Source organism: Sulfurihydrogenibium sp., assembly GCF_028276765.1.
In the GTDB taxonomy this organism is placed as follows: domain Bacteria; phylum Aquificota; class Aquificia; order Aquificales; family Hydrogenothermaceae; genus Sulfurihydrogenibium.
Genome location: NZ_JAPYVU010000008.1, coordinates 1 through 19,880, shown reverse-complemented (window position 1 = coordinate 19,880; position 19,880 = coordinate 1). Strand labels below are relative to the sequence as shown.

The following is a 19,880-nucleotide window of genomic DNA, read 5'->3' as shown; positions in this document are numbered from 1 at the left end:
GTATACCAAAAATTTTTAAGCCTTAAGAGAATAAGTTTTATAATAATTGCAGACATGAGAGAAAAAGGAAGGATAGATCAAGTTTTTGTCATTGCCTTTTTCAATAAAGAAGTTTACGGAAGCTAAATGACAAGAGTCAAACAGATAAAGCTGATTCATACTTTATAGCAGGAGAGTGCAGCATGTGTAAAGAAAAGTGGCAAAATAAAGAAAATGGAAATCCTATGCAAGAAAGATATTTTACAGGCAGCATTATCAGCAATAAGGTTTAACAAATACTGCAGAGAATTATACATAAAATGAAATCAAAAAATATGATATAATTTTTAACTAAATTCTTTTTAGAGGAGGTTTATTTTTTGGTTAGAATAAGATTATCAAGAGCAGGTAGAAAAAAGCATCCAGTTTACAGAATGATTGTAGTAGATAGCAAAAAACCAAGAGAAACTAAAGCAATCGACTATATTGGAACCTATGATCCAATATTAAAAACTGGAAATATTAATGTAGAAAAGGCTTTAGAATGGATAAAAAAAGGTGCACAGCCTTCTGAAAGAGCGCTAAAAATTCTCAAAGCTTTTGGATTAAATACTAACGCATAAGGAGGATGTATATGAGCAAACTTACGGAAATCGTTGAGCAAATGGCAAAAGCTATCGTTGACCATCCAGAAAAAGTTGAAGTAAAAGAAATTGAAGGAGAAAAAGTAACAGTTATTGAATTAAAAGTTGCTCCAGAAGACCTTGGAAAAGTTATCGGTAAACAAGGTAGAACAGCAAGAGCGATGAGAGTAATCTTAGCTTCAGTTGCAAGAAAAGAAAATAAAAAAGCTGTCCTTGAAATTTTAGAATAAAAAAAATGTTTGAGGGTCTAAAAGGACCCTCTATAGTCTGAATATCTTTAATATCTTTAATCTCCTTAAATGATACGTCAGAGTGAATAAATCAATAAAACTAAGAGATTCTTTGTCGGCTGCAGAATGACAAATAAGGTAATTGTTAACATGCTTTTACTTTCTCTGTCATCGTCGTATATTAAGTATACCAAAAATTTTTAAGCCTTAAGAGAATAAGTTTTATAATAATTGCAGACATGAGAGAAAAAGGAAGGATAGATCAAGTTTTTGTCATTGCCTTTTTCAATAAAGAAGTTTACGGAAGCTAAATGACAAGAGTCAAACAGATAAAGCTGATTCATACTTTATAGCAGGAGAGTGCAGCATGTGTAAAGAAAAGTGGCAAAATAAAGAAAATGGAAATCCTATGCAAGAAAGATATTTTACAGGCAGCATTATCAGCAATAAGGTTTAACAAATACTGCAGAGAATTATACATAAAATGAAATCAAAAAATATGATATAATTTTTAACTAAATTCTTTTTAGAGGAGGTTTATTTTTTGGTTAGAATAAGATTATCAAGAGCAGGTAGAAAAAAGCATCCAGTTTACAGAATGATTGTAGTAGATAGCAAAAAACCAAGAGAAACTAAAGCAATCGACTATATTGGAACCTATGATCCAATATTAAAAACTGGAAATATTAATGTAGAAAAGGCTTTAGAATGGATAAAAAAAGGTGCACAGCCTTCTGAAAGAGCGCTAAAAATTCTCAAAGCTTTTGGATTAAATACTAACGCATAAGGAGGATGTATATGAGCAAACTTACGGAAATCGTTGAGCAAATGGCAAAAGCTATCGTTGACCATCCAGAAAAAGTTGAAGTAAAAGAAATTGAAGGAGAAAAAGTAACAGTTATTGAATTAAAAGTTGCTCCAGAAGACCTTGGAAAAGTTATCGGTAAACAAGGTAGAACAGCAAGAGCGATGAGAGTAATCTTAGCTTCAGTTGCAAGAAAAGAAAATAAAAAAGCTGTCCTTGAAATTTTAGAATAAAAAAAATGTTTGAGGGTCTAAAAGGACCCTCTATAGTCTGAATATCTTTAATATCTTTAATCTCCTTAAATGATACGTCAGAGTGAATAAATCAATAAAACTAAGAGATTCTTTGTCGGCTGCAGAATGACAAATAAGGCAATCGTTAACATACTTTTGCTTTCTCTGTCATCCTAAGGCATTAAGGCTGAAGGATCTCATTTTTAAATTCAATAAAAACCGCTAATACTTTCATTTTTGCTATCATTCTGAAGACGTAAGTCCAAAAGATCTATTCCTGAATTCTATAAAAATCACTAATTTTTAATCAGAAGGTATTCGCGAAGGTATTAAAGGGTGATAAATTTTTAAAACAAATAAAGATCTCATAATTTTTTAATTTTTCACGCAACGAATACGAAAAAAGTGAATTATCTAACTTCCTGCTTTTTTAGTTTTTCTTCCTCTCTTAGGCTTTTCTTCTGTTTTTTCTTCTTTTTTGCAATCTTCAAGAATCATATTCACTATTTCTTCAGCGTCAATCCAGTTTTGGACAGTTCTTGAATCATCTTTGCCAGTAATGTGATAGATCTTTTCTGCAACTTTCTTGATCAATTCTTCTTTATTCATTTTTACATCTCCGGAGTCAATAATTGATTATAAAGTTAACACAGAACTGTAAAAGTTTTATGAAAATAAAGTTAAGATTTTTAAATGTTATCTTTTTAGAAACTTATTAGAAACTTAAATAATTTTAACCATTCTTTTATTAAATCTTAAAACTCTATCTATAAAATAGACAAAAATTAAATCAAAGAGGAGGAAATGCTGTGAAAAGAAAAAAGGCTTTAGCACTTTTTTATGCTGCTATGGTAAGTGGTAGTTTTGTTTATGCACAAGAAGCAACTTTAAAAGTTAGAGTCGAAGACCAAACAGGCTTAGAAAAAGAACTTCCGATTGAAATCAAGAAAAATGTACCGGCTACTGAAACAACAGTAAAAAAAGAAGAGATTCAAACAAGAGCCGGAGCTGGTTCGGTTAACATCTTTAAGGCTATTGAACTTACTCCATCTGTAAACGTTCAAACTGATGATGCATATGGACTTGGTGGTGGTACCATAAGAATAAGAGGTTTTGAAAATTCTCAAATTGGAGTAACTATTGATGATATGCCACTAAACGACTCAGGAAATTTTGCCCTTTATCCTCATGAGTATGCAGATGTAGAAAATCTTGAGACTATAACTATTACAAGAGGTTCTGTAAACAAAAGGTCTCCTTTCTATACAGAAATTGGCGGTGCTTTAAAAGTTAGAACTGCTCCACCAAGAAGCAAGTTTACAAACTCATTTGGTCTAAAATTTGGTTCTTATAACTTTAAGAGAGTATTTTATAGATTAGACACTGGATATTTATTTGGAAACAAGAATCTTCCAAAAATATTCTTCTCTTACTCTCACACAGAAGCTGATAAATGGAAAGGACCTGGTGGTGCACCTCAGTACAGAGACCACTATACCTTAGGAATAGCACAAACAATCGGAATTCTTGATTATGAATTTTACTATGACAGAAACGTTCAATTAAACTATTTCTACAGAGGGTTTACATACGCAGAAACCAAAGACGGAAACATTTTTAGAAGTAGAGATTATACTAATAAATTAATCCCAGGTAATACTACCAATAACACACTTTACTATGAATTCTATCAAAACCCTTATACAAACCAGCAATATAGAGCCATCTTTAATCTTAACTTTACAGACAAAATATCCCTTAATTTCAAACCTTACATGTGGGTTGGTAGAGGAAGTGGAACGAGTGCAACATCTAGTAAAATTGGATCTAATTACTATGTTTTCTTTAAAGAATCTTTTAACTATACAGATAGACCTGGATTTACAACTGAGTTAAAGGTGGATTTACCGCATAATTCTAAATTTTTCTTAGGATACTGGTATGAATACGCAGACTTAAAACAATGGCAACCATCAAGACGGGTAGATATAAATTCAGATGGAACTTACACATTGAATAATTCTGCATCCTTTAGATACAACTACATTCAAAGGACAAAGACAACAACAAATACTCCTTACGTTTCATTTGAATCAAAAGAGCTTTTAGGTAAATTAGATTTTAATCTCGGCTTTAGATTTGCAAGCATTAAAAGAAAGTTTAACGATTATAGTACGACTGGACTGCCTTATTATCCAGAGGATGGTGTTTACGACGACCCAAGATTAAGCAAAAATCAAACTACATCATACGAAAAAACATACAAAAAAACTTTACCTAATTTTGGATTAGGATTTAGCGTTTTAGACAATCTATATCTTTATGCTTCTTATGCTAAGAACTTTAGAGTACCTCAGAATTTTCTGGGAACTATACCAACAAGCAGTTCAGCGCAATTTGTAGCTGACCAACTAAAGCCTGAAGAGTCAGATAGCTATGATATAGGTGCAAGATTAACTTACGATAAGTTTTACATTGCTCCAACAGCATATATTGTAAGATACAAAAACAGACTAATCAGAGTTGCTGACCCAACTAACCCAACTTTACTATACATTAGAAACGCCGGAAAAGTAGATGCTAAAGGGTTTGAGTTAGAAGTGGGAGCAAATCCTATGCCAAAAACTAACATTTACGCATCCTTCTCATACAACGAAGCTAAATTCAAAGATGACTCTTTCTATGATGGAAGTACAAGATATGACATTAAAGACAAAAGCGTCCCAGACACTCCAAGATATATGGTCAAATTAGGCTCTCGTTTTGATGTGCATGATTTTAAAGTCTCTCCAAGCATCCAGTTTATAGGTTCAAGATATGGTAATTTCACAAATACAGAAAAAGTTGATAACTACACAATCGTAAACCTATCAGCTACAAGAAAGATTTATAAACACTTTGACCTTTATATGGATGTAATTAACCTAACAAATCAAAAATACGTAGGTAGAATAAGCCCAGGGACAGCATCAGGTACTTACTATGCAGGAGCACCATTCACGATATCTTTTGGAATCAACGGGAGGTTTTAAATGGTTGAGATTAAATCAGCAGTCTTTCTGCTAATGTTTATTGTTTTTGTTTATGGAAACTTTATCATATTTCAAAAATTTTTCATGATAAAAAAACCAAGTGGAAATGCTAACCCGGTGGATGCCCTCCACTGGGCTAAAGATTTTAAAAAAGGATTATGGTTTTTAGATTTTGCAGCTACTACATCACCACTGCTTGGACTCTTAGGAACTGTAATAGGTCTTATCATAGCTTTCCAAGAGCTTGGTAAAAAAGGTGTATCAGGAGCCGGAGAAATAAGCGCCGCAATTGGATTAGCCCTTGTTGCAACTGCAATAGGGATAGCATTATCATTATGGTTTTATCTATGGTTTAAATTCTTTAATTCCAAAATCCAAGAAAAGAAAGAGGATATTAAAAGCAAGATATTGATGGAGGTTTTGAATGAACAAACATAAAAAGCTTTCATTGCTTTACCTCCTTGAAGAGCAGGAGAACGAAAAGGAAGAAATTCAAATAATTCCTATGATAGATGTTATGCTATTTCTACTCACCTTTTTCATTCTTTATACTCTTAATGTACTGCCTATGTTGTATCAAAACATTAAACTCCCTACATCTTCGACAGTAGAACAAAACCAAATTCAAGAACCTTTGAAAGTATATATAGACAAAGAAGGAAATATTAAAACAGAAAAATTTGGAACAGGAGTAGAAGCTTTAAAACAGTACCTTAAAACAGTTAAATCTCCGGAAGAAGCTATAGTTATTCTAATTCCAGACAAAGACGCAACAGCCCAATCACTGATGGTAGCAATAGACACTCTTAAAGAAAACAAAATAACAAAAATATCTATCGCCGGTGAAAAGAAATGAAATTTTCTGATGATAAAAAACCAGTTTCATTTATTCTTTCTTTGCTTTTTTCTTCCTTATCAGCCTATGGAACTTATCTACTTTTTAATATTAAACTTCACGAGCCACCAAAACCACCTACCATCATAGAAATAGTTGAGTTTCCGAAAGAAAAACCGGAAATTAAGAGACCCGAGCAACCAAAAAAACAGATTACAAAAGAAGTTAAAAAAGAAATTCATAAGCTAAAACAGATTGTTAAGCACAAAGAACCAATAGAAAAACAAAAACCTGAAGTAAAGCAAGAAGTAAAGCAAGAAGTTAAGACAGAGAATAAACCAATAGAGCCAATAAAAGAAGAGCCAAAACAAGATTTTAAAAAACCAGAAATCGTAGAAAAACCACCAGAAATAAAAAAACCAGAACCGCCACCTCCGCCACCAAAGCATGAAGAGCTACCTTCGCCACCACCTCCACCACCAAAAAAACCTGACCAATCAGAAATTAACCATTATTATGCAACTGTTAGAAAAATCATAGAATCCAAAAAACGATACCCAGAAGAAGCAAAAAGAAAGGAAGAAGAGGGGACTGTTTTAGTAAGATTTACAATAGATGAAGATGGTAATGTTAAAGATGTATCACTTGTTAGGTCAAGCGACAGTAACATCTTGGATAGAGAAACTTTAAAGCTTTTAAAGAGCTTAAAATTTCCTCCACCACCGGAAGGAAAGTCTATAACGCTAAATTTAGAGATAGAATACAAACTAAACTAAGGAGAAGTAAAATGCTTTTAAACAGAAGAGAGTTTATAAGCTTATCATTATCAACCTTGTATTTACTTACACATAACTTAGAAGTATTGGCGGGCGATGCAGTAGAAATTTTTGACCTTGGAATTGCAAGCGCAGACCCAACACAAGACGGCATTATACTATGGACAAGAATCAATCCCAATATTCACAGTAAATTAAACAAAGACCTTATATTAGAGATATCACAAAGTCCAGAGATGAAAGAATCATCAGTCATAAAAATACCCGGAGATAAGATTATAAAAGAAAGAGACTACACAATCAGATTAACAATAGACAATCTAAAACCAGGAAATACTTACTATTACAGATTTTCCTATGCAGATGTGCCTTCAATGATAGGTAGGTTTAAAACTCTGCCGGCAGGAAATGTTGAAAATTACAGAATGGGATTTGTTACCTGTCAAAACTACGCCGATGGATATTTTACAGCCTACAGACACTTAGCCAATGAAGATGTAGGATTTATCCTGCATCTTGGAGACCAAATCTACGAGAGAATTTATGGCAAAGCAAGAGTTCCAGGCAGAGATTTAGCTTTTCCATCAGGTCATAGCATCGCACTTGATTTAGAAGATTATAAATATCTATATACAACATACTTATCAGACAAAGATTATCAGCTTGCAAGAGCAATGCATCCATTTATCTATATCTGGGATGACCATGAATATGCAAACGATTACTCATTTGACTACGAAAAAGGGTTTTATAAACTTCCAAAACATCCTTTTGAAAATGACAGGGAAAAAGTCCTTAACCTAAGAAAAGCTGCAATATTGGCATGGCATTTTTACACACCTTCAAGGGCTAAATTAAACCTTAACGCTCAAAATCCTTTGGAATGGATTACCATTTATAGAGATTTCAAAATTGGAGAATTAGCACATTTGATTTGCTTAGATGAAAGGTCTTACAGAACTCCGCAACCTTGCGATAAAAGATACGCATCTTCAGGTTGTGAAGACCAGTATAAAACCTCAATGCTTGGAGAAAATCAAAAATTCTGGTTTTATGAAAAGCTAAAACAAGGAAATAGTTGGAAAATAGTAGCTAATGAAGTTCAATTTGTACAAGGAAAAATAAATGGACTTTATGGCTCCTTAGATGCTTGGGATGGATATATAAAAGAAAGACAAGAGATAATAGAATTTTTAAACAAAAATAACATAAACAAATTTGTAGCCCTTACAGGAGATAGACACGCCGGCTTGATTGCAGAAATACCTACAGAATTTAAAGAAAATTATGAGAAAATCGTAGGAGTAGAGTTTATGACGCCTGCAGTATCCTCGATCTCTGCAGCAGAAGCCAACTGGTGGAAAGATTACGGAGTTAAAGATGCTGACGAATATGCCCAGTTAGAAATAAAACAAAACCCATGGACAAAGTATTTAAGCCATAGAGTATGGGGATATTCTATTTTAGATATAGATAAATCATCTGCTAAGTGTCAAATAGTAAGCGTTAACAAATATAAAAAAGACTCAGATAAAGAAATAGCAGCGACTTATCAGTATATTCCTGGAAAGGGATTAGCGAAAGTTTAAAAAATTGTTAACAAATACTACGGATGAGAAATTGGCGTTTTTGTAAAATTCAAAAATAGATTCTTCGACTTACAGCCTCAGGATGTTCTATGTCTTGGATAGGGGGCTCTTTATATTTACTCTAAAGTCAAACTTAACAATACCAGACTCAAGTTTTCATTGGATCCTTGTCGTTTCTTATCCCGGAGACCGATTATTGGACAGAACATTACAAAATTGTAATCTTCTCGATGTTCAGGTAGCAATGCAACATGGGACAGAGATGAGCGAGCGTCCAACTGAGTAAATACTTCCTCCTAAACTTCATAATGATTGCTTTCCTGCTTGGCTTTGCTTAGATATCTAAGGTTATACTTCCTTTAATGCTTATCAATCAACCTTACTCTGTCAATTCCAAGGCCGAAGGATCTCATTTTTAAATTTTATAAAAACCGCTAATTTCTTATCCGAGATAGATTATGATAAAATTAGTATCTAACTAAATTTAACGAGGTTGTTTATGAGCTTTAATATAGTTGATGTTATTTTTATGATACCGGCTTTACTTACTGCAGTTATCTTTCATGAAGTGGCTCATGGGTATGTTGCTTATAAGCTGGGAGATAATACCGCAAAATTAGAAGGAAGGTTAACTTTAAATCCAATACCTCATATTGATATATTTGGCTCTTTATTAGTTCCAGGACTTTTGATTTTGATTAATTCTCCGTTTTTGTTTGGCTGGGCAAAACCTGTTCCGATAAATCCATATAACTTCAGAAAAGTTAATTTTAGGCAAGGTTTGGTAATTACATCTTTTGCCGGACCAGGAGCTAACTTTCTTCTTGCAATTATTTTTAGTCTTTTCTACTGGATATTTAGAAACGAAGGATTTTTAACATTCTTAGCATCTTTTATGCCTAGTAATCTGATTGAAGCTATTGTTGTTCCTTTGATTATTTTCTTTAAGTATGCTGTGATGACAAATCTTATTATTGGAATATTTAATTTACTACCAATTCCACCATTAGATGGCGGACATATTTTATTAAACTTATTACCTAATCATATGTATGAAAAAGTTGCACCATACGAGCAATATGGGTTTTTTATTTTAATCCTGCTTTTAATGTCAGGTGTTCTAAGTAAAATAATATTTCCTATATACAGTTATTTGATTAGTATTTTAATTCAATAAAGAATGCTTTCAAATTTGACTAAGTCTAAAAATTAGTTAGCTTTTGATTGTTATTCTGCAGCTACAACGAAGAATCTTCTTTCTTTCTTACACATATTTCTCACTTCCTCGTCTTTTCTTCTTAAAAGAGGAGAGGCTCCGGAGCAGAGCCATAAAGATAACAGGAAAAAGACAAAGTTATATATACATAATCATTCCAAAACTCGAAAAAATTAAAACATGCTCAACTTCTTATTTTAAGAACAAGCCTCTATCGTTCATCAATGCCGAAAAAAAATAAAAAAATGCAAATTCTCGATGTCAACTTCATGGCAGAAAGTGTTCCAAAAATACAAATCATCATTCTGTAGCCGGCGAAGAATCTCATGTTTTTGTTGAATTTTTCACTCGACGTATTGTACGAAATATATTTGAAGAACGTTATTACATTTGGGTTCAGGTTTTTGTCTTTCAAGCCCGGCACCGAAAGGTAAGCTTAATAGAATTTTAGAACATTTTAAAAAGTAATTTTCCAAAAATTTTAGAGCATTCTCTGGGTAAAGTTTAAAAATGCTTGTTAATTCTCACTTCTAACCAAAACTATCTTTGGCTTTAAAATACAGTCTATTATCTCTCCTATACCTATTAGCTCTTGCTTTTCATTTAAAACCTTTATATCTTTTGATTCTATACAGTCAATTTTTAATTTTTGTCCATGTTTAAATCTTTTTTCATAATCTTGATTTAGTTTAATTTCTGGTAAGAAGTATAATGCATCTTTTAGACTGATTAGCTTTATCTCATTTGGATTTTTCTTTAATATTTCTTCAAACGATAAAGCATCTTTTAAATCAAACTGTCCTATTTTAGTTCTAATTAAATCTGTCATGTAAGCTCCGCAGCCTGCTTTGTCTCCAATATCCTTTATTAAGCTTCTAATATAAGTACCTGAAGAACAGTCAACTTTTATTTTAAAGTATGGTAGATTTATCTCTAAGATTTCTATGCTGTATATTTTTATTAATACAGGTTTTAGCTGAACTTCTACTCCTTTTTTTGCAAGTTTGTAAGCCCTTGTTCCACCTATCCTTTTTGATGAATACGGCGGTGGTGTCTGATAGTATTCTCCTACAAAAGAAAAAATTATCTCTTTTAACCTTTCTTCATCAATCTCAACAGGTTTTGTCTCTATTATCTTACCTTGGCTATCGTATGTGTCTGTAATTTCTCCAAGTTTTCCCTCTGCTATATACTGTTTGTCAAGCTTTTGTAAATACTGTGTTATTTTTGTTCCTTGTCCTACTGTTAAAACCATCAAACCCGATGCTGCATAATCAAGCGTGCCTGTGTGACCCATTTTTTGATTAAGATGCTTCTTTATCTTTATCACCAAATCGTTTGAAGTTATAAACTTTGGTTTATTTACTAAAAGTATTCCATCCATCTTTTAAGGTCTCTCCTATTAAGTATAACGAACCTGTGATTAATATTATTGTATCTTTATCTACACTGTTTTTAAGCTCTTTAACTGCTTCTAAATGATTTTCTTTTACATTTTTAATACCAACATTTTTAAAATCTTCTGCTGTCATTGCTCTTGAAAATGGCATTGTTGTAGCTATGTAGAAATCACTATTTTGCTTGATTATATTTATCATTTTTTCTGTGTCTTTATCTTTCATGAATGAGAAGATAGTGAAAATCTTTTTATTTGGAAAGATTTCCTTTATTTCTTGAAATGTTTTTATAAGCCCTTCTTCATTATGTGCTCCGTCAATTATGATAAAAGGATTTTTGCTGATAATTTCCATTCTTCCTTTCCATTTTGTATTGTAGAGTGCTTTTCTGATTATGTTTTCAACAACCGGTTGGTTGTTCTTGTCTAAAAATAGCAGGAAAGTTGTTAACGCTAAGCTTGAATTTTCTATCTGCCTTTTTCCAAGCATTAATATTTCTAAATTTTCAAAGATATACTCTTTAAATCTATAGTCGTATTTATTAAAATCTATCTCTTTTACAAAGTAGTCTATATCTTTGATGTAATACTCTTTTATCTTTCTTTCTTTAAGCCAATGGATGATTTCTGGCTGGTTTCTTCCTACTACAGCCGGTTTATCTTGTCTTGTAATGCCTGTTTTTTCAAATGCTATATCTAAAAGCGTGTTTCCGAGCATGTGCATATGGTCAAAGGATACGTTTGTAATGACTGAAATCTCCGGCTCTAAAACATTTGTCGAGTCCCACCTTCCACCAAGACCAACCTCTACAACTGCAATATCTACCTTTTCATCAGAAAAGTATTTAAAAGCTAAAAGTGTGCATGCTTCAAAATATGTAAGATTGCATTTTTCTATGATTGGTTTTAGTTCATTGATGTAATTTTGTAATTTTTTATCGTCGATCTCTTTTCTGTCTATCTGCCATCTTTCATTTTCTCTTATCAGATGCGGAGATGTAAACAATCCTGTTTTGTAGCCATAGTGTCTAAATAGACTCTCCAAGTATGCTGACGTTGAACCTTTACCGTTTGTTCCTGCTACAAGAATGGATTTAAAATTTTTCTCCGGATAGCTAAGTTCTTTTAACGCTGACTTTATCCTTTCTAATCCTGGCTCAATGTTAAATACTTTTTTTTGAAAAAGGTTATACAGATTTTGCATATTTTTTCTTCATGTAGAAAAATAAAGTTATTCCTGCTAATACCATCGATAAAGTGATTATCTGATTCCAAGTTAAACCAATGTATGGCAAAGGCGGCGTTACTCCTCTCCAAAATTCTAATAAGAATCTTAAAAATCCATAAAGTATAAGATACAAAGATAAAATCTGTCCGTCAAATGTCTTTTTTCTGTATGTATAAAATAAAATGGCAAAGATTAAGAGATTTCCTATTGCTTCCGCTGGCTGAGTTGGATAAAGTGGTATGCCTTTTGGTGCTAAACAATGTGGGTCATTTGGAAAAATGATTGCAATATCTCTTAAAGGTGAATCTGGTGGAACTGGTTTTCCATAGCAACAACCTGCAGATGTGCATCCAAGCCTTCCAAAAAAGTGTCCTATTGGTATAGAAACACCCGCCACATCACCAACTTTTAATATTGATATGTTTTTATATTTTAAATACAATATAGCTGCTGCTAAACCACCTAAAAAACCGCCAAACCAATCAATTCCACCATTCCAAATTGCGAAAAAATCTAAAAATGAACCAAAATCTTCTTTATGCTCTATTATGTAAGCAATTCTTGCTCCTACAATACCACTTAAGACTGTAAGAATAAAGGCATTTTCGTAATCTTTTTCGTTAATACCTTCTTTTTTAGCATGATAAAGTCCAACATAAAAACCAACTATAAGACCAATAGCCGTCAAAACGCCGTATGTATGTATAGTGATACCACCAATACTGATTAAGTCTGGAAACATAATCTCTCCTTAAGCTTTTTCAAGCTCTTTCAAAGATTTTAAGTATTTATCTAACACAAGCTTTCTTTTTAATGGTGAAAGATAATTTATAAATGGAATGCCGTTTAGATGGTCTATCTCATGCTGAAGTACGATAGCTAAAAACTCTGAGCTTTCTATTTCTACATCTTCACCTTTTTCATTTTTACCTACTACTTTAACCCTTTTTGCTCTTGGAATTGTAATTCGCACACCCGGAAAGCTTAAGCATCCTTCCGTTGATTGAACTTCTCCTTCTTTTTCAACAATTTTTGGATTTATCAAAACCATCTTTACCGGTGGTTCTGTCTCTTCTTCGCTTCTGTTTTCTCTTAAAGACGTATCGATAACTAAAATTTGATATGGAATGCCAATTTGATTTGCAGCAAGTCCAACACCTTCTTCTTTATACATAAATTCCCACATTTTATTTATATACTCTTGTAATTTTTCATCAAAAAAATCTACTTCTTTTGTTGGCTCTTTTAAAATTGGGTCTGGCCATGTTCTGATTTTATAATCCATTTTAGCTCCTTGTTAGTCTAAAATTTTTTTGGTTATGCTATTATTTTTAATACAAGGAAGAGAATTGTACGGTATTTCAGCTTTATAAATCCCTTCTGCAAATGATCCTACTTCATATGGATTAAAGACAAATACTATGGCATATTGGTCTAAATAGAAATTATCTAAAGCTAAATCTTGTTTTAATACATCTTTTGATGATGACGCATTTTGTCTCTTTAATTCTTCATATATTGCTTGTCTCAAATCTTTTTCGCATTTACCGTTTAAATTTATAATATCAGATAGCCTAATCTGAACGTACTTTTTTTGATTTTCGTCTTTTATGAATACTGTCCAAATTTCATCTGCAGATCCATGTGCTCCGCCCTGGTAAATAGATAGACTTTCTTTCAGATTTACTATATCGTTATCTATTAAATAAGCTGCCATACTTATATGATAAAATGGTTCTATGTTGTCTTCTTTTGCATCTTTTTTTACATCATGGTAGTCATTGATGAATTTTTTAACTTCCTTATCTATAAAATCGTTTACATCCTTAAAAGCCTCTCCTTCAAAAACTGGATATTTAACATTCAAATCACCATTGTCTTCTTTTACACTTTTAAAAGTAAATACAACTTCATCGTTTCTTTTAACTTCCTGTTTGTTTCCCACATCACTTTTACTTGCTTCTTTTTGACATCCTACCAATAAGCTTGATAAAATCAAGATTAATAAAGCCATTCTCTTTAAATTACACATCCTAACATCTTCCTTTTTAAATTAATAACATTCTCTTTAATATTTCCTTTAAATACAGCATTTCCGGCTACGAAAATATTTACTCCAAGCATGGATAAATAGTTTATATTTTCTTGATTAACTCCGCCGTCTATTTCGATTAATATATCTGTTCTGTTTGTCTCTTCCATCAGTAGTTTTAATTTTTTAACCTTTTCTGCTGTTTGTGGAATAAACTTTTGACCACCAAATCCCGGATTGACCGACATAATAAGAACATAATCTATATAATGAATAATTTCTTCTAAAGTGTTTACAGGCGTTGCTGGATTTAAAACTACTCCGGCTTTTACATCGTTAGATTTAATCATATCAACAACTCTATGAGCATGTATGGTTGCGTCCATGTGAAAAGATATCATATTTACTCCCGCTTTTATAAAATCCGGTATGTATTTTTCCGGCTCAACTATCATAAGATGTGCATCAAATGGCAGGTCTGTTATTTTCCTGATAGATTCAACCACAGGTGGTCCAAATGTTATGTTTGGAACGTAGCGACCATCCATTATATCCAAATGAATTATATCAGCTCCTGCTTCTTCTACGTCTTTTATTTGCTGTCCAAGAATAGAAAAATCTGCTGATAAAATAGATGGTGCCAATAGTTTCATACAGTTTTCTCCTTTTTTGCTTGTAGTTTCATCTTTAAACTGCAATATGAACAAATTCTATTCATAGACGGCTCTCCGCAGATTTCACATCTTCCAAGCTCTACTTTTTCTTCATAACTTTGAAGGATCGGATACATTTTTCTTAAAAATTCTGAATAAAATCTTAATTTTGTGCCTGGACTTTTTTCTTCAAGCTGTGATAAAAATAATTTATAGTCAATAGAAGTTGCTCCCACTGAGTATGGACATTCTTCTTCTATGTACTCAATGCCTGATAAAATAGCATACATGGCGCTTTCTTTCTCTGATATTTTACATAAAGGCTTTACTTTTCTTATAAATCCGTTTTCTTCTTTTAATACAGGATACTGTCTTTTTAAGTATTCAACGCTCCAATTTAAAGTATTGGAAAATAAAACCGCTGCTTCATCGTCCAAGTTATGGCCTGTTGCTATTATGTCATATCCAAGCTCTTTGGCTTTTTTGTTCATAAAGTATCTTTTAATCGTTCCACAGATAGAGCAGGCTGGTCTGTTGTCGTATGTTTTCATCTCCGGAATGGTTGCTATCTCATCTTTAAGCTCAACAATATGAAGAGTTTTTCCTATCTTTTCTGTAAATTTTAAAGCTAATTCCTTAGATTTTTGAGAATAATCTCCTATTCCAAGATTTATATAAAAACCATCTACGTTGTATCCAAGCTTTACAAGAGCATTCCATAAAGACAAACTATCTTTACCACCTGATACAGCTACTAAAATTTTACTGTTTTTATCAAACATTTTAAATTCTTTGATTGTTTTTTCAACTCTGCTATCAAACCATTCTAAATAGTGGTCTTTACAGAATGCTAATCTATGCTGTGGAAGATAAATCTGTGCTTTTTTATCACATTTATAACATTTTCTCAAAACTTTCCTCCAGAAATTGCATTGATAACTTTAACTTTATCTGACTGTGTAATATACTCATCTAAATCAACTATTTCATCATTTTTAACTACAAAAGCATAATCCCTTGATAGATTCAACTTTTTTAGAATATCTTTTGCTTTCACTTTACTGCTTTCAAACTCAAGCTCTATTTTGTTGTTTCTGTACTCAACTGTTATTTTCAAGTTTTAAGACTCCTACTGATGATTTTTAAAATAATTTATTATAACTTAATCCATACCTTGGGTGAGAAATTAGCGGTTTTTATAGAATTTAAAAATGAGATCCTTCGGCCTTAAGGCCTCAGGATGACAAGGAAAAGGTTGATTAATAAGTGTTAAAGGAAGGATAACCTTATTCGTCATTCTGCAGCCGGCGAAGAATCTCATGTTTTTAATGAATTTCTCACCCGACGTATGATTTTTAAAATAATTTATTATAACTTAATCCATGGATGAAAAATTAGCGATTTTTATAAAATTTAAAAAGAAGATCCTTCGGCCACGACCTCAGGATGACAAGGTAAGAGTAGGGGCTATTGTGTTGTCATTCTGAGCGAAGCGAAGAATCTCGTGTTTTTTCTTTTCAAGTCAAAAAATCAAAAAAGGAGATCCTTCCGACTTGCGTCCTTAGGATGACAAAGAAAAGTTAAATTTACGAAAATTTTGGAACACCTTTAACGTTGTTTTATCTTGTATTTAAGGAAAAAGAAATGTATTTCATTTTGAAATATTATATTTCATTTTGAAATATGCTTATATTCAAATAATCGAATAAGTTAATACTTACTAATTAAACGAAAGATAACGGATTTAATTATTAAAATTTCTTAACAATTGGCACGATTTTTGATTATATAATAAATTAAGACTTCGAAAGAATAGGTCTTTGGTTAGTATTTGACAACCAAGCACGAATAATGAGATATTAATATCTGAATACTATTAATTTTATAGGAGGTTTTCAGATGAAAAAAGTTTTAACACTCGCAGCAGCAGGTTTACTTGCAGTATCAGCATCATCAAAAGCGACTGACTTAGTTATCTCAGTAGACCAAGCAAAAGACTTGGTTGGAAAGGCAGTATTTGTAAACGGAGACGACCCAAAAGTATTCGCACAAGGTCACATTCCTGGGTCTGTTAACGCGTACGCTCACGACCTTCACTACTTAGAAGATATTAAAAAGTGTGGCGGTCTTCCAATGTGCGAGAAAAACGCACAAAAGGTTATCAGCGAACTTGGTATCAGCAACAACTCTCACGTTATAGCTTATGACGATGGTAAAGGTCCAAACGCTTCTGGTGTATGGTTCTTCTTATACTTATACGGTGTAGACAACGTTCAAATGTTAGACGGTGGATTTGCTACTTGGAAAGCAAAAGGTTTACCGGTAGAAACAGGACCGGCTAAAAAACCAGCTCCTGGAAAGTTTACTGTTAAAGTTAGAAAAGAAATTCTCGCTACAAAAGATGAGGTTTTAAAAGCTTCTAAAGATCCAAATTACGTTATCCTTGATGCAAGAAGATTTGAAGAATACACAGGAAAAACATTGTTAGAAGCATTAGAAGCTCCTGGAAAGCACAAGCAGGTTGAAAGAGGTGGTCATATACCTGGAGCTAAGTTCTTCGAATGGAAAAAAGTTGCAGGAAACCCTAACGGTGAACCTGACAAGCCATTATTCAAACCGGTTGACCAAATTAAAAAACAACTTGAAAAAGCTGGAATTACTCCGGATAAAACTGTTATTACTTACTGTCACGTAGGCTTAGGTAGAGGTTCGTTCGTATATGCCGCTTTAAAATTAGCTGGATATCCAAAAGCTAAGGTTTACGTTGGTTCTTGGGACGAATGGGGTAACGATAAATCTTTACCAATCGAACAATAATTAGTCAATCAAGCCGGCTCTATGCCGGCTTCACATATTTTTCAAGGAGGTTAGTATCATGGAACATTCACATCATTTAATCATGGGAATAATAACAGGAATGCTTTTTGGTATCGTTTTATTCAAAGTAGGGGCGGTTAGATATTCAAGAGTTGAGGGTATGCTTTTACTTAGAGATTTAAAAATAATGAAGTTTGCCTTTACAGGGATAGCAACTGCTTCTATCATTTATGGATTAGCTGATATTCTCGGGTTTGCAGAAAGTACAAATTTAATTCCAAGAATAATGCCTTACATGGGTGTTGCTCATATTATAGGTGGTATTATGTTTGGGATAGCTATGGCTTCTGCCGGTTTTTGTCCTGGAACTTGCGTTGCAAGGGTAGGGGCTGGTAAGTTTATATCAGCGGCGGGTGTTATTGGCTTAATTATTGGCGTTTTAATCTACAACGCAATACAGCCGTCATTGGTTGAAGCCGGTATTCTCGGAAACAAACAAGACCTTACATTATATGGTGTTTTAGGCGTATCTTATGGACCTTTAGCTGTTGTATGGGGTGTGTTATTCTTAATTTTTGCATTAATAGCTGATTATGTAGACCCGGCTAAAAAGTTCTATCAAGAAAAATTTAGTCTAAATTTTATAAGAGATGAGTGGCATTGGGCGTTAGGTGGAGTTGCGGCAGGTTCTATAATTGCATGGGCAACAGCTCAGGGCGAATATCTTGGATTTTCTGGTGCTTTACTTGCTTTAGTTGGATGGGTTGCAGATTCTCTTGGACATCCATTATCAAACGTTGTTCCTAAAGTAACAGAAGGTATTATTTGGCATGCAGGTTTAATCATTGGTGTATTACCGGGAGCATTTTTAGCTGCAATCATCTCTGGTAAATTCAAATTTGACCCAGTTCCACCAGCTTTTGCTCAAGTTGCACCTATGCCATGGGTAAGAATGATCCTTGTTTTCTTTGCTGGAATGTTCTTGGCGATTGGTGCGTTAATCGGCGGTGGATGTACAACCGGAGCATTCTTATCAGCATATCCAACCTTATCTATCGGTAGCATGGTTATGTCTGGAACCTACTTCATAGTTGGAGTTTTAACAGCAAACCTTATTTACATGGGAAGATGGTCAAGATTTATTGAAGCTAAAAAAGCATCAGAAGAAGTATACGACTAAGAGGTGAGAAAAATGAGCATGACAGAAAGACTTTTATTTTGGATTGCAATTATAGTTTTAATAGTTGCAACCTTCGGAGTTAAAGGAAAAGTTGATAATTTAGAAAAACAGCTTTCACAAGTAAGTCAGCAACAACCTGCTAACGGAGGCAACCAGCAATGAACCCTAAAATTGAAAGAAGCGTATATATAGTAGTCATCTTAGTTTTAGCATTCGTTCTTTTTACACTTGGTAAGAAAGAAGTTGAACTTAAAAAGCAAATACCTATAACCGCAGAAGAGCTTTATAAAAAACTTTCAAATCCAAAAATTAAGGTACAAATTATAGACGTAAGAGAGTTAACTTCAAGCGATGAAGTTGGTGGCTATGAAGACTCGAGAATACCCGGTGCATTACCATTTCCAAACTGTGATGAATCTAAAATGACAACTGAAAACCTAAAAGAAGCATTAAAAAGAATTAATCCGTATGTTTATACTGTAATTGTTTCTACAGATGGAAATCAGGAGATGTTTAAAAAATGTGCATCTAAATTTACAAACGTTCAAAACCTTGCCGGTGGTATGAAGGCATGGCAGGATGCTGGATTACCGGATGAATCTGGCGAATACACTCCACCAAAAGCAGGTGGCGGTGGCGGTTGTTTATAAAAATACCATAGGAGGTTTTTAGATGGCGATCTCAAGAAGGGACTTTTTAAAAGTAATGTCAGTAGCAGGTGGAGCTTTAGGTCTTGGGTCAAGCGAAGCTTTTGCTAAAGCTAAAGCTGTTGTAGTAGATGACCCAAGAGCATCTTATCCAAACAGCTCTTTTGTTGAAAATATGTACAGAAGAGAGTTTGCATATACTTATGGAAAGAAAGAAGAGCACGGTACTGCTTATCACTGTGTAAATTGTCAAGGAAACTGTGCTTGGGATGTTTGGGTTCAAAACGGTATAGTTACAAGAGAAAACCAAGCAGCTAACTATCCACAAATCAACCCAAAAATTCCTGATGCTAACCCAAGGGGATGTAATAAAGGCGTTCAACACTCTCAAGTAATGTATGAAAAAGACAGAATCCTCTATCCAATGAAAAGAGTTGGAGAAAGAGGAGAAGGAAAGTGGAAAAGAATATCCTGGGATGAAGCAATAACAGAAGTTGCAACAAGAATTTATGAAACTATGCTTACAAAAGGACCAGCTGGAAACTACATCCACGTTGGTGCCGGTATGCTTACAGAGGCAAGAGCAGC

The 19,880-nt window shown here is 33.3% G+C and carries 24 protein-coding genes; 15 read left to right on the top strand and 9 right to left on the bottom strand.

Annotated features, from left to right (window positions below):
* The first annotated feature begins 359 nt into the window (after positions 1-359).
* The 4 genes from rpsP (Q0929_RS02325) to Q0929_RS02310 all read left to right on the top strand — a co-directional run bounded on the left by rpsP (Q0929_RS02325) (position 360) and on the right by Q0929_RS02310 (position 1,891).
* Positions 360-602: a 30S ribosomal protein S16 gene (gene rpsP, locus Q0929_RS02325; protein ID WP_299237979.1), complete on the top strand. Its 243-nt coding sequence runs from the start codon at positions 360-362 to the stop codon at positions 600-602.
* Positions 603-613: 11 nt separating this feature from the next.
* Positions 614-853 (top strand): KH domain-containing protein, encoded by a 240-nt coding sequence (locus Q0929_RS02320; RefSeq protein WP_012459845.1) that lies wholly within the window; start codon positions 614-616, stop codon positions 851-853.
* Between the two features lie 544 nt (positions 854-1,397).
* A complete protein-coding gene (gene rpsP, locus Q0929_RS02315; RefSeq protein ID WP_299237979.1) occupies positions 1,398-1,640 on the top strand; it encodes a 30S ribosomal protein S16 in 243 nt (80 codons plus the stop codon).
* 11 nt (positions 1,641-1,651) lie between these two features.
* On the top strand, positions 1,652-1,891 hold the full coding sequence (locus Q0929_RS02310) for a KH domain-containing protein (RefSeq protein WP_012459845.1): 240 nt from the start codon (positions 1,652-1,654) through the stop codon (positions 1,889-1,891).
* 414 nt (positions 1,892-2,305) lie between these two features.
* Here Q0929_RS02310 and Q0929_RS02305 read toward each other — a convergent pair whose 3' ends face one another.
* Positions 2,306-2,500, bottom strand: a complete 195-nt coding sequence (locus tag Q0929_RS02305) for a hypothetical protein (protein ID WP_299237978.1) — start codon at positions 2,498-2,500, stop codon at positions 2,306-2,308.
* A gap of 200 nt (positions 2,501-2,700) precedes the next feature.
* Here Q0929_RS02305 and Q0929_RS02300 point away from each other — a divergent pair, with 200 nt between their 5' ends.
* The 6 genes from Q0929_RS02300 (at position 2,701) to Q0929_RS02275 (ending at position 9,300) form a co-directional block, all read left to right on the top strand.
* The gene (locus Q0929_RS02300) at positions 2,701-4,923 is read left to right on the top strand and encodes a TonB-dependent receptor (protein WP_299237977.1); all 2,223 of its coding nucleotides are present in this window, start codon (positions 2,701-2,703) and stop codon (positions 4,921-4,923) included.
* Positions 4,924-5,361, top strand: coding sequence for a MotA/TolQ/ExbB proton channel family protein (locus Q0929_RS02295; protein WP_299237976.1), 438 nt, complete (start codon positions 4,924-4,926; stop codon positions 5,359-5,361).
* Positions 5,348-5,779: a biopolymer transporter ExbD gene (locus Q0929_RS02290; protein ID WP_299228679.1), complete on the top strand. Its 432-nt coding sequence runs from the start codon at positions 5,348-5,350 to the stop codon at positions 5,777-5,779. Before Q0929_RS02295 ends, Q0929_RS02290 begins: the two co-directional genes overlap by 14 nt.
* On the top strand, positions 5,776-6,534 hold the full coding sequence (locus Q0929_RS02285; RefSeq protein WP_299237975.1) for an energy transducer TonB: 759 nt from the start codon (positions 5,776-5,778) through the stop codon (positions 6,532-6,534). The genes Q0929_RS02290 and Q0929_RS02285 overlap by 4 nt, the downstream gene beginning before the upstream one ends.
* Before the next feature lie 11 nt (positions 6,535-6,545).
* Positions 6,546-8,123: an alkaline phosphatase D family protein gene (locus tag Q0929_RS02280; protein WP_299237974.1), complete on the top strand. Its 1,578-nt coding sequence runs from the start codon at positions 6,546-6,548 to the stop codon at positions 8,121-8,123.
* A 499-nt stretch (positions 8,124-8,622) separates the two neighbouring features.
* Positions 8,623-9,300, top strand: a complete 678-nt coding sequence (locus Q0929_RS02275; protein WP_299237973.1) for a site-2 protease family protein — start codon at positions 8,623-8,625, stop codon at positions 9,298-9,300.
* 556 nt (positions 9,301-9,856) lie between these two features.
* Here Q0929_RS02275 and truB read toward each other — a convergent pair.
* The 8 genes from truB to Q0929_RS02235 are packed head-to-tail and all read right to left on the bottom strand — an operon-like array spanning position 9,857 to position 15,765.
* On the bottom strand, positions 9,857-10,723 hold the full coding sequence (truB, locus tag Q0929_RS02270) for a tRNA pseudouridine(55) synthase TruB (RefSeq protein WP_299237972.1): 867 nt from the start codon (positions 10,721-10,723) through the stop codon (positions 9,857-9,859).
* On the bottom strand, positions 10,698-11,939 hold the full coding sequence (locus Q0929_RS02265) for a folylpolyglutamate synthase/dihydrofolate synthase family protein (RefSeq protein WP_299237971.1): 1,242 nt from the start codon (positions 11,937-11,939) through the stop codon (positions 10,698-10,700). Before Q0929_RS02265 ends, truB begins: the two co-directional genes overlap by 26 nt.
* The gene (gene lgt, locus Q0929_RS02260) at positions 11,923-12,705 is read right to left on the bottom strand and encodes a prolipoprotein diacylglyceryl transferase (protein WP_299237970.1); all 783 of its coding nucleotides are present in this window, start codon (positions 12,703-12,705) and stop codon (positions 11,923-11,925) included. The genes Q0929_RS02265 and lgt overlap by 17 nt, the downstream gene beginning before the upstream one ends.
* Before the next feature lie 9 nt (positions 12,706-12,714).
* Positions 12,715-13,248 (bottom strand): peptide deformylase, encoded by a 534-nt coding sequence (def, locus tag Q0929_RS02255; RefSeq protein ID WP_299237968.1) that lies wholly within the window; start codon positions 13,246-13,248, stop codon positions 12,715-12,717.
* 12 nt (positions 13,249-13,260) lie between these two features.
* A complete protein-coding gene (locus tag Q0929_RS02250; RefSeq protein WP_299237967.1) occupies positions 13,261-13,995 on the bottom strand; it encodes a DUF3298 and DUF4163 domain-containing protein in 735 nt (244 codons plus the stop codon).
* Positions 13,983-14,648, bottom strand: a complete 666-nt coding sequence (gene rpe / locus Q0929_RS02245) for a ribulose-phosphate 3-epimerase (RefSeq protein ID WP_299237966.1) — start codon at positions 14,646-14,648, stop codon at positions 13,983-13,985. The genes Q0929_RS02250 and rpe overlap by 13 nt, the downstream gene beginning before the upstream one ends.
* Positions 14,645-15,559, bottom strand: coding sequence for a TIGR00269 family protein (locus Q0929_RS02240; RefSeq protein WP_299237965.1), 915 nt, complete (start codon positions 15,557-15,559; stop codon positions 14,645-14,647). Before Q0929_RS02240 ends, rpe begins: the two co-directional genes overlap by 4 nt.
* Positions 15,556-15,765 (bottom strand): MoaD/ThiS family protein, encoded by a 210-nt coding sequence (locus tag Q0929_RS02235; protein WP_299237964.1) that lies wholly within the window; start codon positions 15,763-15,765, stop codon positions 15,556-15,558. The genes Q0929_RS02240 and Q0929_RS02235 overlap by 4 nt, the downstream gene beginning before the upstream one ends.
* Positions 15,766-16,547: 782 nt before the next feature.
* On the opposite strand from Q0929_RS02235, the gene Q0929_RS02230 reads away from it, so the two are divergent.
* The 5 genes from Q0929_RS02230 to Q0929_RS02210 form a co-directional block, all read left to right on the top strand.
* Positions 16,548-17,465 (top strand): sulfurtransferase, encoded by a 918-nt coding sequence (locus Q0929_RS02230; RefSeq protein WP_299237963.1) that lies wholly within the window; start codon positions 16,548-16,550, stop codon positions 17,463-17,465.
* A gap of 58 nt (positions 17,466-17,523) precedes the next feature.
* Positions 17,524-18,645 carry a YeeE/YedE thiosulfate transporter family protein gene (locus Q0929_RS02225; RefSeq protein WP_299237962.1) on the top strand — a complete coding sequence of 374 codons (1,122 nt, stop codon included), beginning with the start codon at positions 17,524-17,526 and terminating at the stop codon, positions 18,643-18,645.
* 12 nt (positions 18,646-18,657) lie between these two features.
* On the top strand, positions 18,658-18,807 hold the full coding sequence (locus Q0929_RS02220; protein WP_007547309.1) for a hypothetical protein: 150 nt from the start codon (positions 18,658-18,660) through the stop codon (positions 18,805-18,807).
* A complete protein-coding gene (locus Q0929_RS02215) occupies positions 18,804-19,295 on the top strand; it encodes a rhodanese-like domain-containing protein (protein WP_299237961.1) in 492 nt (163 codons plus the stop codon). Before Q0929_RS02220 ends, Q0929_RS02215 begins: the two co-directional genes overlap by 4 nt.
* Before the next feature lie 22 nt (positions 19,296-19,317).
* Positions 19,318-19,880 (top strand): molybdopterin-dependent oxidoreductase (locus tag Q0929_RS02210; protein WP_299237960.1); only part of this gene is annotated, 563 nt, incomplete at its 3' end.